The sequence below is a fragment of the Aliivibrio kagoshimensis genome, from assembly GCF_050337105.1.
Taxonomy (GTDB): Bacteria; Pseudomonadota; Gammaproteobacteria; order Enterobacterales; family Vibrionaceae; genus Aliivibrio_A; species Aliivibrio_A kagoshimensis.
The window spans coordinates 1-15,933 of record NZ_JAKJSQ010000075.1 but is presented as its reverse complement, the minus strand read 5'-3'; the positions used below and the strand labels follow the sequence as shown (position 1 = coordinate 15,933).

13 protein-coding genes are annotated in these 15,933 nt (G+C 38.4%); 9 read left to right on the top strand and 4 right to left on the bottom strand.

From position 1 onward, the window contains the following. The first annotated feature begins 99 nt into the window (after positions 1-99). From L4C32_RS17760 to L4C32_RS17725, 8 genes are read left to right on the top strand one after another with little or no spacing between them, the layout of a single operon-like run. The gene (locus tag L4C32_RS17760; protein WP_428198235.1) at positions 100-1,503 is read left to right on the top strand and encodes a TIGR03013 family XrtA/PEP-CTERM system glycosyltransferase; all 1,404 of its coding nucleotides are present in this window, start codon (positions 100-102) and stop codon (positions 1,501-1,503) included. 33 nt (positions 1,504-1,536) lie between these two features. After that, the gene (locus tag L4C32_RS17755; protein WP_428198234.1) at positions 1,537-2,370 is read left to right on the top strand and encodes an XrtA system polysaccharide deacetylase; all 834 of its coding nucleotides are present in this window, start codon (positions 1,537-1,539) and stop codon (positions 2,368-2,370) included. Beyond that, positions 2,367-3,428 (top strand): FemAB family XrtA/PEP-CTERM system-associated protein, encoded by a 1,062-nt coding sequence (locus L4C32_RS17750; RefSeq protein WP_428198233.1) that lies wholly within the window; start codon positions 2,367-2,369, stop codon positions 3,426-3,428. The genes L4C32_RS17755 and L4C32_RS17750 overlap by 4 nt, the downstream gene beginning before the upstream one ends. A gap of 3 nt (positions 3,429-3,431) precedes the next feature. Beyond that, positions 3,432-4,646: a TIGR03087 family PEP-CTERM/XrtA system glycosyltransferase gene (locus tag L4C32_RS17745; RefSeq protein ID WP_428198232.1), complete on the top strand. Its 1,215-nt coding sequence runs from the start codon at positions 3,432-3,434 to the stop codon at positions 4,644-4,646. Further along, entirely contained in the window at positions 4,639-6,069 is a 1,431-nt protein-coding gene (gene xrtA, locus L4C32_RS17740; RefSeq protein WP_428198231.1) for an exosortase A, read from the top strand. Before L4C32_RS17745 ends, xrtA begins: the two co-directional genes overlap by 8 nt. A 26-nt stretch (positions 6,070-6,095) precedes the next feature. Further along, positions 6,096-7,976, top strand: coding sequence for an XrtA/PEP-CTERM system amidotransferase (locus L4C32_RS17735; protein ID WP_428198230.1), 1,881 nt, complete (start codon positions 6,096-6,098; stop codon positions 7,974-7,976). Positions 7,977-7,978: 2 nt separating this feature from the next. Further along, the gene (locus L4C32_RS17730; RefSeq protein ID WP_428198229.1) at positions 7,979-9,163 is read left to right on the top strand and encodes a glycosyltransferase family 4 protein; all 1,185 of its coding nucleotides are present in this window, start codon (positions 7,979-7,981) and stop codon (positions 9,161-9,163) included. Positions 9,164-9,196: 33 nt separating this feature from the next. Further along, entirely contained in the window at positions 9,197-10,402 is a 1,206-nt protein-coding gene (locus tag L4C32_RS17725) for a TIGR04063 family PEP-CTERM/XrtA system glycosyltransferase (RefSeq protein ID WP_428198228.1), read from the top strand. Between the two features lie 6 nt (positions 10,403-10,408). Here L4C32_RS17725 and L4C32_RS17720 read toward each other — a convergent pair whose 3' ends face one another. Then, positions 10,409-11,740, bottom strand: coding sequence for a putative O-glycosylation ligase, exosortase A system-associated (locus L4C32_RS17720; RefSeq protein ID WP_428198227.1), 1,332 nt, complete (start codon positions 11,738-11,740; stop codon positions 10,409-10,411). Between the two features lie 90 nt (positions 11,741-11,830). Beyond that, a complete protein-coding gene (locus L4C32_RS17715) occupies positions 11,831-12,913 on the bottom strand; it encodes a glycosyltransferase (protein WP_428198226.1) in 1,083 nt (360 codons plus the stop codon). A 289-nt stretch (positions 12,914-13,202) separates the two neighbouring features. Between L4C32_RS17715 and L4C32_RS17710 the strand changes: the two genes are divergently transcribed. Beyond that, complete coding sequence (locus L4C32_RS17710; protein ID WP_428198225.1) at positions 13,203-14,684, top strand: lipopolysaccharide biosynthesis protein; 1,482 nt, start codon at positions 13,203-13,205, stop codon at positions 14,682-14,684. A 76-nt stretch (positions 14,685-14,760) separates the two neighbouring features. On the opposite strand, the gene L4C32_RS17705 is transcribed toward L4C32_RS17710, so the two are convergent. Together L4C32_RS17705 and L4C32_RS17700 are read right to left on the bottom strand one after the other, a co-directional pair. Then, positions 14,761-15,531 (bottom strand): hypothetical protein, encoded by a 771-nt coding sequence (locus L4C32_RS17705; RefSeq protein WP_428198224.1) that lies wholly within the window; start codon positions 15,529-15,531, stop codon positions 14,761-14,763. Positions 15,532-15,548: 17 nt separating this feature from the next. Continuing rightward, positions 15,549-15,933, bottom strand: a 385-nt coding sequence (locus L4C32_RS17700) for a hypothetical protein (protein WP_428198223.1), incomplete at its 5' end; no start/stop codon positions are given.

Sequence of the window (15,933 nt, the reverse complement as noted above, 5' to 3'; positions counted from 1 at the left end):
GCATAACATAAGGCTAAAGTATTACTTCGAAGAATAATATACAATAGATTCGTTACATTGGATTTTACTTAAAATAGGTTTATTTAGGATTTATATGACATGGCTGTCGTGAAACTTTACCGAAAAAAGACTAGTGCAAAGTTTATTTTTATTGCAGATTTTATAGCTTTAAGCACTCTTTTCTTTATTAGCTGTCTGCTTTATAACCACTTTTACACTTCAGAAATTGCCAGCATCAGCAATGCTGATGCTGTTGTTCACGCTTTAGTCTTTTTAGTCATCACACAAACCTGCCTACTCGCCGTCGGACTCTACAATGATAAGCTTCGAGAGAGTAGCCGAGGCATTAAATTTCGAATTTTTTGCGCAGTGTTAATTGCTTACTTTCTAACTAACTTCGTCTATTGGATCTCGCCTTTCGAATATTTTAACTACTTTCACAGAGAGTGGTTATTTATATCGGCACTGCTTATTTTGTGTTCATTACGACTGTTCGCTAACTTGATCAATTACAAGAGTTTTGGCAGACGAAATGTCCTAATTTTAGGGTCTGGGCGCAGGGCAAGTATTATCGAAAAAAGAATGCGTAGAGAGTCAGATAGAGTCGGATTTAGAATTGTAGGATTTGTCGCTGTCGATGGTGATAGTGATGCCGGCATCTCTTCTTCAAATATCATTGTATTAGAGGAACCTCTTGAACAGTTTTGTGAAAGATGCCAAGTTCATGAAATTGTCATTGCCGCGGACGAACGCAGAAATAACTTATCCTTAGACTGTCTATTTGCCTGTAAAATGAATGGCGTACAAATCAGTGAGATTGTCGATTTTATCGAAAAAGAGACGGGTCAAATTGCAGTTAATCTTCTACATCCATCATGGATAATTCACAGTGGTGGTTTTAAGGCACAACAAACTTACTCACTATATGCAGACCAAATATTCAACTCTTTCCTTTCATTAGTTATCTTTGTTTTAACTTGGCCCCTAATGTTAATTACCTTTTTCTCTATCAAAGTTGAAGATGGGCTCTCAGCTCCAATTCTCTATTCACAGATTCGAATTGGAAAAAATGGTAAGCCATTTAAAATATTCAAATTTCGCAGTATGGGAACAGATGCTGAAAAAGATGGTGCTCAATGGGCAACCAAAAATGATGCTCGTATAACCAAAACCGGGAATATAATTCGCAAATATCGTATTGACGAACTACCTCAGTTGATTAATGTTTTACGCGGTGAGATGGGGTTTGTTGGTCCGAGGCCTGAACGACCAAAATTTATTGAAGAGCTATCAGAGAAAATTCCTTTTTATAAACATCGACATAATGTCAAACCAGGATTAACTGGCTGGGCTCAACTTCAATATCCCTATGGAAGCAATGATGAAGACGCGTTAGAAAAACTAAAATATGATCTTTATTATATAAAGCATCGTAGTTTGCTCTTAGATCTATTGATTCTGGTACGGACATCAGAGATTATTTTATTTGGTAAAGGTCGTTAATATTCAACGTCATAGACTTACAAAGGATTGAAAGTGAACGCACTAACTATTGATGTTGAAGATTATTTTCACGTCGCTGCTTTTTCTTCACAGATATCAATTTCTGATTGGGGAAAAAAATACCCTTCCAGAGTTGAAATGAGTACAAAGCTCGCTTTAGAGTTATTTGCTCAGCACAACTGTAAAGCTACGTTTTTTGTTCTAGGTTGGGTTGCAGAAAAGCACCCAGAGCTCATTAAACAAATCGTTGATGAAGGCCATGAACTTGCTTGTCATGGATTTATGCATCAAAAAGCCAATACTCAAACCGTGGCTGAGTTTAGAGAAGATGTCTATCGCTCTAAATCGCTACTCGAAGAGCTATCTGGCACCCAAATCTATGGCTACCGTGCACCTAGTTTCTCCATTGACCCAAGTAACGAGTGGACATTTGAAGTCCTTCGAGAGCTCGGTTTCACATTTAGTAGCAGCACCTACCCTGTTGAGCATGATCATTATGGTGCCCCTGACTGGCCTAGGTTTAAACATCTTCGCCCGGAAGGCATTACTGAACTGCCTATCCCTACGATGCAAATTGCGGGGAAAAGTGTACCGATCGGTGGGGGTGGGTTTTTTCGCCTTTATCCGTATTGGTTAACCAAACATCTAATTTCGCGCTTTGTTTCTACACAAAAACAACCATACAGTTTCTATTTTCACCCATGGGAACTAGACCCAGCTCAACCACGAATTCAAGATGCACCATTTAAGTCAAAGTTTCGTCACTACTTGAATTTACACTCTGTTGATCGGAAATTATCATCCCTATTGAAAGACTTCGAATGGGGTACCGTTTCACAAGCCTATGGACTGGATCATAATCGATGAGTCATTTATCACAACCTGCAATTAACATTGTCATTAATAACCTTCAACCCTCCCTTCATGCTGCATGGGATAGATATGTTGAAGGTCATGAACAGGGTTCTTTTTTTCATTATGCCGCTTGGTCATCCATAGCTACTGATGTGTTTAATCACAGCTCACACTACTTAATCGCTCAACAAGATGACACGATAGTCGGTGTTTTACCTCTAATTGAACAAAAAAGTATGTTGTTTGGTCACGCTCTCATTTCGACTCCATTTTGTGCCGTGGGTGGTACTCTTGCTGACAATGACTATGTGCGACGCCAATTAGAAAATGAAGCATTAGCCATTGGCCGTGAACTAAGCGTTGATTATGTTGAACTTAGAGATCAGTACCCGTGTGAGTTTTCTGAACCTTGGCAATTACACTGCAAGCATGCGAATTTTTCAGCTCCTATTGCTGATGACAATGAGCAAATTTTAACCAGCATTAAACGTAAACAACGGGCCGTGGTACGACACTCTTTGAAAAACGACCTCATCTATAGTAATGAGGATAATGTCGACGTATGCTTCAATTTATATGCGCAGAGTGTGCGAAACCTTGGTACTCCAGTTTTCAGTAAATTACTGTTTGTAAAATTAAAAGAATATTTTGGTGAACGCTGTGAAACTGTTGTCATTTACAATGCCGACCAACAGCCCATCTCCAGTGTTATGAACTTCTATTTTCAAGACACCGTACTTCCTTATTACGCTGGCAGCTCTGATCTTGCAAGGCAATATAAAAGTCATGACTTTATGTATTATCAGCTGATGTGCCACGCCAAAGAGAGTGGTTGCCAACACTTCGATTTTGGACGCAGTAAAGTAGACTCAGGATCTTATAAATTCAAAAGGAATTGGGGATTTAGTGAGCAAAAACTCTACTATCGTATTGCATTAATTAACGCAGTATCTCTTCCAAATTTATCACCCAACAATCCAAAATATCAGTTACTGATTAAGGCTTGGAAGAAGTTACCGCTGCCTATTTCCAACTTTATTGGCCCTTTTCTGTCGAAGTATCTGGGATAAATCATGAAAGAGTCATTACTTTACCTCTGTCATCGCATTCCCTATCCACCGAATAAAGGGGATAAGATTGCATCGTTTAACATTCTAAAATTTCTGTCGCAGCACTATGACGTCTATTTAGGATGCTATATTGATGACCCATTTGACAAACAATATATTGACGTGGTTAAAACGTTTTGCGAAGAGTGCACTATTCTTAATTTGTCTCCGACTTGGTGCAAAATTAAATCAATACGTGCGTTTGCAACAGGTGAGGCTCAGTCAGTTCCCTATTACTCTAACCGAAATATGTCGCGTTGGGTTACTGAAACATTACGTAAACACAGTATCTCCAAGGCGTTTGTCTTCTCCAGCAGCATGGCGCAGTTTGTTGAGGATCATAATGAATTGAGTAAACGTGTCATTCATTTTGTCGATATCGATTCCGATAAGTGGTTACAATATTCAGTTCGAACTAAGGGTGTAATGAGTGCAATTTACCGCCGTGAATATCGTACCCTCGCACGTTATGAAAAACAGATTGCATCAACATTTGATGTCAGTTGCTTTGTTACTCCCGCTGAAACAACCATGTTTCAACAGATGGTTGATACACAGACCGCAGCAAAGGTTTTTCCCTTAGAAAATGGCATAGATTGTGAATTTTTCTCTAACGATATCACTCACCGCCTAGCTGAGCCTTATGACTTAGACAGTCAGAATTATGTGGTATTTACCGGTGCTATGGATTACTGGGCAAATGTGGATGCCGTGCAGTGGTTTCTAGATAATGTATGGCCTACAGTTATCAGCTCAGTTCCCGATGCCCATTTTTATATTGTAGGTTCATCACCCACTAAACAAGTACAACAATTCTCACAACGCACAGGGATTACGGTTACGGGTCGCGTTGAAGATGTTCGCCCCTACCTTTCTCACTCCAAAGCAGCTGTTGCACCTATGCAAATCGCTCGGGGTGTACAGAACAAAATCCTCGAAGCCATGTCGATGGAGTGCCCAGTCGTCACCACAGATCTCGGCATTGAAGGGATAGATAATTATCCTACGCCTGAAGTAACGGTGACCGCCTCTGCGGAAGTAATGGCAAAATGGGTAATTGATAAGCTATCGAATGAGCACCAACCTGCCTGCCGTTCTCGTCAATGGCTGCTGGATCACTACAGCTGGAATGCCAAACTGTCTCCGTTACTTAAATTTTTGGATAAGTCGCATGTTTAAAGCCTTCTTTCCACTTCTTATCGCCTCAGCTTGTTGGTTGATTCTCTTTTTTGAGTCAATTCAAAGCATGGTTGGGGTGTGGAGTCATTCTAAAACCTACGAACATGGTTTTTTAATTCCACTTATTTCGATATGGTTGATCTGGAGGTTACGGTCATCCCTACATGTAAGTAATGTTCGTATTTCTAAGTTTGCCATTGCCTTATTGCCTTTTCCTGCTCTGTTATGGCTCGTCGGCCAAACTGCTAGTATTTCATTTTTCGAGCACATTGCCTTAGTTCTCAGTTTTCAACTTATCCTATGGGCAACACTTGGAAAATATATACTTAGAGTTATCTGGTTTCCGACTTTTTTCCTGCTCTTTTGTATTCCGTTTGGTGAGGAATTAATCCCTTACTTGCAAAATATCACTGCTGATTTATCCGTCTATTACCTGCAAATAGTTGGTATTCCGGTTTACCGTGAAGGGCTGTATATCTATATCCCTAATGGGACTTTTGAAGTGGCTGAAGCCTGCTCAGGGATTCGTTTTCTAATTTCTAGTGTCGCCTTAGGTACTTTATTTGCCTACCTCAATTTCAGTAAACTTTGGAAAGGTAGCTGCTTTGTTGTCTTCTCTTTTATCTTTCCAATATTTGCTAATAGTCTGCGTGCTTTTGGTATTATCCTTATCGGTTACTTATCCAATATGGAACACGCCGTTGGTGCTGACCATCTTGTTTATGGCTGGTTATTCTTTAGTATGGTGATGCTCTGTATTTTTTATGTTGCGGGTCTTTTTGCAGATAACCCACCTCTTACTCCGCCTTCATCAGCTAACAGCGTACCAACCTCGACAGCGTTTGCTCAATACTCATCTCTTGCTGTTATTATTGTGCTGTTTAGTAGTGTTGCTATATGGAAGTCCACACTGCATCAAGAAAGTACACTCGCTGCCGATTTTCATTTACCTTCAACGACCTTTGTCCCTCTTGAAAGCCAAGCTGTCTCTGATTGGGGAGTCAGCTACCCAGATGCTCAAATATCTCGTGTCTATCACTCATCGAACCAATTATCGACTATTTTTGTGGCTCGTTACCAAATTGGTCAGCCTAACGGGGAGCTTATTAGCTTCAACAATAGGCTTTATGACGACTCTATTTGGACACAAGAGAGTCAACAAAGTGTACAGCTTAATAAGAGAAGTAGTGCTACTTTACTTACGCTCAAAGCCCTTAATGGAAATACTCTTCGCCTCCTTTACTGGTATTGTATTGACGGTTACTGCAGTAGTAATGCCTCTAAAATCAAACTTAAAGAGGCTTCACTTCTCTTATCGAATAAGAAATCTCATGGCGACCTTTACGCGATTTCAACCCAGTTAGAATCCCTTCAATCATTAGTCAGCTATGCTGGTGATTTGCTTAGTAATGAGTCTCTATAAACTAGGGTGTCAAGGAGTTAGATAAAATGTGTGGTATCTCTGGAATTTATAACTTATCTCAGCCTCATCCAATTGATCTTGGTTTACTCAAGCACATCAATAATGTTCAATTTCATCGTGGGCCTGATGATGAAGGTTACTTTGTTGACCCATATATTGGATTAGGACATCGCCGCCTCTCTATAATCGATCTTGCGGGTGGTCATCAGCCCCAATTTAACGAGGACGGTAGTGTTGCTATTGTTTTTAATGGCGAAATTTATAACTATCCAGAGTTAGTTACTCAGCTGAAACAAAAAGGTCATGTTTTCTCATCCGAGTCAGATACTGAAGTCATTGTTCATGCTTGGGAAGAGTGGGGTGTCGAGTGTGTTAAAAAACTAGATGGTATGTTTACGTTTGCAGTCTGGGATCAAAACAGTCGTCAACTTTTCATCGCTCGCGATAGACTCGGTAAAAAGGCACTGTTTTATACAGTAACCTCGAGTGGACAACTCATTTTTGGTTCTGAATTAAAAGTCATCTTAGCACATCCGGATGTAGACCATACCTTGCGAGAGGAGATGGCCGAAGAGTTTTTTATGTATGGTTATATTCCTGATCCTTATACTGCCTATAAAAACATCCACAAGCTTGAACAAGGCCATTACATTCATCATAGTGCTGGCTGGCCATTTACAACAACGGCATATTGGGATTTAACACTTTCTGAACACTCGCTTTCATTTGAGGAGACCCAAGAACAGTTAATCTCTCGCTTAACGACTTCTGTGTCCAATAGAATGATGTCGGATGTCCCATTAGGCGCTTTTTTATCTGGTGGCGTTGATTCCAGTGCCATTGTCGCTTTGATGGCAGGTCAACATAGTGAGCCCGTCAATACTTTCTCGATCGGTTTTAATGAAAAAGCGTTCGATGAAAGTGAATACGCCGAGCAAATAGCTAACCGCTATCATACCAATCACAAGTCTCAGATAGTTGACCCCAATGACATTAGCTTGGTTGAAAAGCTCATCGACATATACGATGAACCTTTTGCTGACAGCTCTGCATTACCCACATTCCGTGTCTGCCAATTGGCTCGACAATCAGTAAAAGTGGCTCTGTCAGGGGACGGAGGTGATGAACTCTTCGGTGGTTATCGCCGCTATAGAATGCACATGGCTGAACAACGAGTCAGAGACATGGTACCTAATGCGATTAGGAAACCCATATTTGGCACATTAGGCAAGCTCTATCCAAAAGCAGACTGGGCACCACAACCACTGCGAGCCAAAACCACCTTCGAATCCATTGCAATGACTGCGGTTGAAGGTTATGGCAATACCATTTCGAAGCTTCGTCATAATGAACGTAGTGCTCTATTTCACCCCTCATATTTAAAAAGTTTACATGGTTATACTGGCGTAGAAATCCTCAAACAGCATGGAAAAAATGCGCCAACAACAGACCCATTGAAATTAATTCAGTACCTAGACACCAAGACGTGGTTAGTCGGAGATATTTTAACTAAGGTTGATCGTGCCAGCATGGCTAACTCTCTCGAAGTGCGTGCGCCATTGCTTGATCACAAGTTCTGGGAGTGGGGATTCAATACCCAAAGCAGTAATAACGTTAAAGGAAACCAAGGTAAGTATGCGTTTAAGAAATCTCTAGAGAGCCTAGTGGGAGATGATATTTTATATCGCCCTAAAATGGGTTTTAGTATGCCCATTTCTACGTGGTTTAGAACTTCATTAAAACACACGCTGCCAAAATATGTTCTTTCTGATTCAATGTTAGACAGCGGACTATTTGATCAAGCTACCCTTCAGAAAATGGTCAGTGATCATAGTCAAGGCTACAAAGACCATGGGGCATCTTTATGGTGCCTGCTTATGTTTTCACTGTTTATGGACAAACAATAACCATGAAACTGCTTACTATATCCACACTTTTCCCTAATTCGAAAGAAGCGAAACACGGGATTTTTGTGGAAACTCGATTAAAACATTTAGTACAAAAATACCCAGATATTGAACATACTGTTATTGCGCCTGTACCTTGGTTCCCATTTGAGTCCTCTCTATTTCCGCAATACAGCAAGTATGCGAAGGTTCCAGCTAAAGAGATTAGAAATGGGATAACTGTCTATCACCCAAGGTACTTAGTAATCCCGAAAGTCGGTATGACGCTAACCCCTCATACTTTGGCATTTGCTATTGAGCGCCAGCTTAACCTCCTTATTAATGAGGGCCAGCGTTTTGATCTTATTGATGGGCACTATTACTACCCAGATGGTGTTGCTATTGAGAAAGTGGCAAAGAAGTTCAACCTTCCATTTACCGTTACAGCACGTGGCACTGATATTAATTTAATACCCGCCTTTGAAAAACCAAAACATCAAATCATTAAAGTGATGAATAACGCAGATCATAACCTTGCAGTATGTGAAGCGTTACGCCAAGAGATGATCAGCATAGGAGCAGTTGAACAATCCGTTACGACTTTACGTAATGGTGTCGATCTCTCTCTCTTCTCATTTCATAATGAAGATCAACAGCTTGAATTACGTAAGAAGCTTGATTTGCCTGTTGGGGTTCCCGTGTTGATGTCTGTAGGGTTTCTTATTGAAAGAAAGGGTCACCATCTTATTATTAACACGTTAGTTGATCACCCAACCGCTTATCTAGTGATTGCAGGCTCAGGGCCAGATTTAAATAAGCTTCAACAATTGGCCTCTGATCTGAAGGTTGCAACTAGAGTAATTTTTGTTGGTAGCTTGTCTCAAGCTGATCTGTCAAATTATTACGGTGCCGCGGATGCGTTAATTCTTGCTTCAAGCCGTGAAGGATGGGCAAATGTATTATTAGAGGCTATGGCCAGTGGTACGCCTGTGGTGGCAACCAATGTTTGGGGTACCCCTGAAGTGGTTACCACTCCAGTTGCTGGTGTTCTTGTCGATAGAAATAGCGCCAGTATTAGTGCTGGAATCTCCCAAGTTCTCAACCTTGACTATAGTCGCTTACAAACTCGTCAATATGCTGAAAATTTTAATTGGGACGATACCTCTGACGGTCAATATCAGCTATTTAGCAAAATAATACACTCATAAACTTGCACTAGATTAGCAATCAAGGTTATAGCCATGAAAATATTACATGTATTAGATCACTCCATCCCGCTTCACAGTGGTTATACATTTCGTACACGCTCAATTTTAAAACAACAACACCAGTTGGGTATCGAAACTATACATGTCACTAGTCCTAAGCATGGTGAGTTTCAACAAGATATCGAAATGATAGACGGTCTCTCATTTTATCGCTCTTCGATTATTCCAAGTCTACGTGACAAAATTCCTGGCCTAAATCAGCTCTCATTTGTTAAACCGACTTACCAGCGAATTATGGATGCAATTAAAGCGCACCAACCCGATATTATTCATGCCCACTCGCCGGCGTTAAATGGATTAGCGGCAATGAAAGCCTCTAAAGAGAGTGGTATACCTTTTGTTTACGAGATACGAGCATTCTGGGAAGATGCGGCCGTTGATCATGGTAGCTGTACGGAAAGTAGTCTTAGATATAAGTTAACAAAAAAAATGGAGAGTCATGTTGTTAAACATGCGGACGCTGTTTTTACCATTTGTGATGGTTTAAAAAATGATCTCATCTCAAGAGGTGTTCACGCAAAAAAAATTACCATTATCCCCAATGCGGTAAATATTGAACAGTTCAATGTTATTGAACATAAGAATGAAGCGTTATTACAACAACTCGCTCTTAAAGATAAAGATGTACTCGGCTTTCTTGGGTCATTTTATGCTTACGAAGGTTTAGACTTATTGATTGCTGCCCTCCCCTCAATAATAGAGGAAAACCCAAACACTAGAGTGCTATTAGTTGGAGGGGGCCCTGAAGAACATCGTTTAAAACAGCAGGTCAAGGAGCTTAATCTCGACCAGTTTGTTGTTTTCACAGGCCGTGTACCGCATGAACAAATACATGATTACTATAGCTTAGTTGACCTTCTTATTTATCCAAGAAAACCGATGAGACTCACAGAGTTAGTCACTCCTTTGAAACCTTTAGAAGCAATGGCTCAACATAAACTATTACTTGCTTCTGATGTTGGTGGGCATAAAGAGTTAATTAAAGAGGGCAAAACAGGTTACCTTTTTGAGGCAGGAAGTGAAGTCGCGCTAAGTGAAAAAGTTAAGCAATTATTTACGAATAAAGATCAGTGGCCACAAATTCTATTGAATGGCCGCCACTTTGTCGAAAACACTCGAAACTGGAAAAATAGTGTTGAAAATTATCGCGCGGTTTATCAATCTGTCATTGCTAAATAACGTCGCTTATCTTTTTAGGGCTTTATGGACCGAATTGACTCTTAGGGGTAACTCTTTCTCCGTTATGCCCTTTACATTGTTTAGCAGTGCTGCGGTACAGGCAAGCAGCGACCAAAAAATCTCAATGTAAGGAATGGACACCGCTGCGCCCCCGGTACAAAATGCTAACAGTGACACTTTCAGCATTTTTGCTAATTTAACTTGCCAAGCAGTAGGCATGTTTATTGATTTCATTCGTTTTTCAATTTTTGAAAGTGAGAGAAAAGCAGAGCCTATCAAGCTTATATATAAAAAGAAGCCCATAAAGCCATGATCCCCTAACACTTGAAAATATAAACTGTGGGCAGCCCACCCTTTCTCTCCTACATAAGGCGTTGGAATAAAATCAAACTTATCAAGATCTTCAGCAAGCAAACGCCATACAAAACCATATTGAGGAGCTTTAAAACCTCCACCTAAAAATGGTCTCTCAATTGCCATTTGAGTATGGATTTTCCATGAATTAACACGGTTCATGAACGAGGTATCTTCAGTTGCCGTTTCGATAGTATACATTCTGTCAAACCAGCTATCAGGTAGATACGAACTTGATACTGCGAGGATGAAAATCACACCGAGCAGAGATAATATTTTTTTATCACTGCGTAACCAAAAATATCCGCCTACGATCAATAAGCCGAGTAACCCTCCCCTAGAGTGTGTACCTAACACAGCAAGAATACAGGTAATTGTAGCGCCAATGAGCACAACCTTGATGTACTTTTCCTTACATTCCCCGATTAAGTAAATAATCATAGGGATTGTTGCAATAATAGCGACTGCTAAGTGATTATTATCATATAAGATACTGTTGTTGGGCCCGTTAATTTTATGCCCACCACCAGAAGCAATAAACTTGAGCCCCTCAATAGAGCCATAAAAACCAATCGAAAAAACARTTGCCCATATATACATTTTAAAATGATGCTGATCTTTCAAAATTAATATTGAAAAAAAGAAAAGTAAAAAAACTTTAGCGAACTTCTGCCACTCAATCCAAACCAATTCGGTAAAGGCTATTGTATTAATACTTGTTAATATCGTATAAACAAAAAATGAAATAGCAAATAATAAAACCCCATTAACATTTACTTTTAATTTGTTTTTTGATAATAGATATCCACTAATAGTAATAAAGGCAAATGCACTGTTATAACTAAAACCTGAAGCAAAGCCATATAACCATTGACTTGGTACGAATTGACCTGACCAAAGCCATAAGGACATAGCAATATATGGTCTGCGCATTGCAAAGTATGCAAGTATTAAAAAAGCGACAAAAAAGACAATGTCTCTCATTTGTTATCCTTATCAGAGTCTTCTTTCAATGATTGGTAACAAATCCATATAAGAGCAACTAAGCAGAGCGCAAATAATATTGATTCCATATTATAATTGCCTATACAAAGAACTGTATTGGCTTAACATTCTTTTTTCACTAAAATTTTGCTCTATACGATTCCGAGCATTATATGACATACGCTCCCTTAACTCTTTATCAAGAAATAGAGTAACCATATGCTCTGCGAAAGCATCGATATCATCTGGCTGACAACTAAAGCCTGTCTCACCTTCTATAATAACTTCTCCAATACCTCCAACATTAGTGACGACATGCGGTATACCCACAGACATAGCTTCTAATAAGGTCATTGGTATGCCCTCTGCAATAGATGATAACGCGAAAACACTAAAATGTTGGTAGTATTTTAAGACGTCTGATTTTTGGCCTTCAAAATGAATATTAGCTCGACTAGATGACGCGCACAGAGATTGTAAATTCTCCATTTCTGGTCCATCACCAATAATTTGTAACTTAGCTTTTTTATTAAAGTCTTCATTCAATGCTTGTGCTTTTGAAAAAGCATTAATGAGCATAGCCTGATTTTTTATTGAATGAAGTCTAGCAACATGTCCAACAATAAAGTCGGACGTTTGAGAGGATTTCAAAAAGTGTGTTGTATCAACACCGTTTCGAATTAATGTCATTTTTTTAGGATTGATTCCTACACTACTTATAAGCCATGTGTAGAGATCAGCAGAAACAGCAACAATATCAGTAACAGCAAAAGAGCAGATCTTTCGGATCCATTGATATTTTTTTACTTCACCATATGGATCATAGCTGTCTCGCCCATGTTCAGCATGTAAACGTACTGGTATTGAGAGCAACTTTGCAATCCATTGGTACTCAAAAGTAGCAAGATTATAACTCTGAACGACATCAGGTGATAAATCCTTTAGTAACTTATAGAGTTTCGGATAAATACGGAAATCATTACCTGCGCTTTTCTTCAGTTGATAGACAGATATATTCGGTTTTACATCATCAACAATTGAACCTATATCGGTTAAAGAGATAATGGAATGTGTGAAGTCTTTTCCAAGAGAGTTGATCGCATTGGTGATTATTTTTTCAAGGCCACCAACATGAAAGCTATAGACTATGTGACAGATGTGGAGCTGCTTCATTACAATTTTCATCCTTGAACAACAATTAATCACCATCTAGTCAGTGTAAAGACTGATTCATCGATTAAAAATCAATCATTAAATAGCGGGATTTTAGTTAATACAAGTTTACTATATTGTAAAAAAAAACCAAGGCCATTTGCATCAAAGCAATCACTATAGACCTAACTATAGACCTAACTATAGCTTTAAACATATATTGACCTGTTAAAACCCATTAATCGACGCTACAATAGCTCCTCAATTCACAAGTATTTTGATGAATGTTTAAACGTGTTCAGGTAGTTACATGTCATTAGCAAACAGGATGTTACGCAGTTCAATTTGGCTATACGTCGGCCAGTGGCTGGCTAGATTAATAGGCTTTATATCTACTCTTATCTTAGTAAGAATCTTAACTCCTGATGATTTCGGAGTTGTTGCAACTGCAATGATTATTACCAGCATATTCCATGTCTTATCAAGTACTGGCACAAGTGAATATTTACTCCGAAGAGAAACGATAAGTGATGTTGAGCTAGATACCGCCTGGTCCGTTAATATTGTATTGCAATGCATTGTCGCCTTTTTAATTTATTTTTCCGCTGAATACGTCGCTAACTACTTTGATGATTTTAGGCTCACAGCAGTTCTTCATGTCTCTGCGTTTATTCCTTTGATTTCAAGTTTAAGTAACAATGGAATGCTTTTATTTGAAAAAAAACTAAACTACAAGCCAATGTTCAAAGTCACGATTTTCTCTCAAATCGTTGCTTTTGTTGTTAAGATTTCACTAGCATTCTATTTAAAAAGTTACTGGGCATTTATTATTGCCGAACTAATTGAAGTCACTGTTCGTGTCCTTGGAACCTATCTATCCTGCAGTTTTCGACCTAAATTTAGATTTGAWAATTGGAAGAATCAATGGGCATTTTCTCAATGGATGCTAGCTAAAGGTTTCTTTTCTACCATTCGATATAAAATTGACAACATACTGATCATGAAGTTTTTTTCATCTTCTGCACTGGGTATTTATACGGTATCAAAAGATCTTGCAACCTTGCCTGCTGGTCAGATTATTACTCCTATGATGAAACCACTATACGTCGGGTTGTCAAACCAACTGGATGACCATGCTAGGTTCACAGACACGGTTCAAAAATCAATTTTTACAACAGGTATGGTCATATTTCCTATCGCTTTTGGTATTTCAGCAGTCTCTTCCAATTTAGTCAGTGTACTGCTAGGCAATCAATGGTTAGAAGCCATTCCTATCGTTAAAATGATTTCATTTATTCTATTATCAGGAACTTTGGGCACACTATTCGCTCATGTTTATACCATTCTTGGAAGAGTAAAAGAATCATTCTTTTTAGATGTCATTATCGGTGGTACTACCATTGTCGTTTTTGTTGCAGCAGCACCTTTCATAACCTTTCATAATTTCGCGTTATTAAGAGTTATTTTAGGTGTTTTTGTCACTATAGTTACCCTAATATATTTAAAAAGATTTATCCCCCTTCAGCTATTTAGAATTTTCAAACTTTTATCAATCCCATTCACTTCTTCATTAATTATGTATGTGACCATTGACCTAATGCCAACTCTCAATAATGTATTACCTGCAGTAATATCACTTATAATTGAAGTGATTTTAGGGGTTCTCATTTATGTTTCTGTGTCACTCGTTCTTCTTTATTCCGTTAAATCTTACTTTAATGAAGTGGAATTTTTTATTAAAACATTCGTAAGGTTACCAATTAAGACAATCAAACAAAAATTTAACATCTAACAAACGGTCTTACATTGATTTCAATAATAAATATTAATTGTTCATTAGATATTAATGAACACTTTTATCGTAACCTCTACGAAGTAACTATCTGTTTATTTTCACAAATTCCAAGTAATTCATTACGACAATTTGTATAAGTTACTTGCGCAATTTCTAGTTGTGCTGCAGTTAATTGAATCTCATCGTAGTTACGTACACTTTTCTCTACTTTACCGCTAGTAATCATTTTAGAAGAGTCACCAACCACTTTCTTTCCGGTTAGATCAAACATTTTATATTCAGAAGTAAGCGCAGGTTCGAGTCGACACCAACTTGAAATAGACACTAAAGCCTCATCTGTATTCTCGATTAAGGCCTCAGCATCCATATACGCAATATCTGATTTATGTGCATAGTCCTTTGCAATTTTTACTATTTGTTGGGCTCTTTCAACATAATAATCAACCGCATTTTCTATTTGAGCATGTGGGTGCTCTTTATTCATCCTCTGATACATTGCAACAATACTTTTAATCGTTAATTCTGGTTTCCTTAAGACAAATAATAACGTTGAATGGGAACCATCAAATACTTTAGATTGAACTGCATGGCCACTATGTAAAACTTTATCAAAATAAATATTACTGACTGACTCTTTAGGGTTCTCTTCAATAAACTTTAACTTTAATCGAATCAAGCTTTTCCAACTATAATATCCAATATGTTGTTCATAATATCCAGAAATATCATTGTGGCTACCAAAAATGTGTCCCAACAAAGAGGTATTTGCTCTCATATGACTTACAAGAATAATATATTTTGACGGAAAAACTACGGTTGGATTCTTTAATATTCTAAGTGGCAAAATGCCCTCCTGGTCTATCAATAGATAGTAGATAATATCTGTTTTAGTTTTAACATGACCAAGTATATTGACCATTTAACACTGAACTTCGTACTCAATGCCTCTTTTGCAAAAAGAAAGGCTTTTGAGTACTCTTTTTGCTCATTTAACTCTTCCGAAATTTTCTTTAAAGCATACATTTTTGCTTGTTTAGCACGTTTTGAAATTTCTGGATGATTAGCAAATAAGATAAAGCGATTATACGATTGAATTTGAAAAAGAAGCTTGTCAAAGGCTTGTAACTTTGTAGTCACATTATTCCTGTTTTTTCTATCTGGAATATAATGTTTAGCAATATAGTGTTGAGAGAAAAGAATGAGCCCCGCATTATCAATCGCTCTATAATATAGGTCTCTATCTGAT

Bases quoted from the DNA above. Each gene is read 5' to 3' on its own strand.
- L4C32_RS17725 (WP_428198228.1), top strand. From the start codon at position 9,197: ATGAAAATATTACATGTATTAGATCACTCCATCCCGCTTCACAGTGGT.
- xrtA (WP_428198231.1), top strand. From the start codon at position 4,639: ATGTTTAAAGCCTTCTTTCCACTTCTTATCGCCTCAGCTTGTTGGTTG.
- L4C32_RS17730 (WP_428198229.1), top strand. From the start codon at position 7,979: ATGAAACTGCTTACTATATCCACACTTTTCCCTAATTCGAAAGAAGCG.
- L4C32_RS17715 (WP_428198226.1), bottom strand. From the start codon at position 12,913: ATGAAGCAGCTCCACATCTGTCACATAGTCTATAGCTTTCATGTTGGT.
- L4C32_RS17760 (WP_428198235.1), top strand. From the start codon at position 100: ATGGCTGTCGTGAAACTTTACCGAAAAAAGACTAGTGCAAAGTTTATT.
- L4C32_RS17735 (WP_428198230.1), top strand. From the start codon at position 6,096: ATGTGTGGTATCTCTGGAATTTATAACTTATCTCAGCCTCATCCAATT.
- L4C32_RS17745 (WP_428198232.1), top strand. From the start codon at position 3,432: ATGAAAGAGTCATTACTTTACCTCTGTCATCGCATTCCCTATCCACCG.
- L4C32_RS17750 (WP_428198233.1), top strand. From the start codon at position 2,367: ATGAGTCATTTATCACAACCTGCAATTAACATTGTCATTAATAACCTT.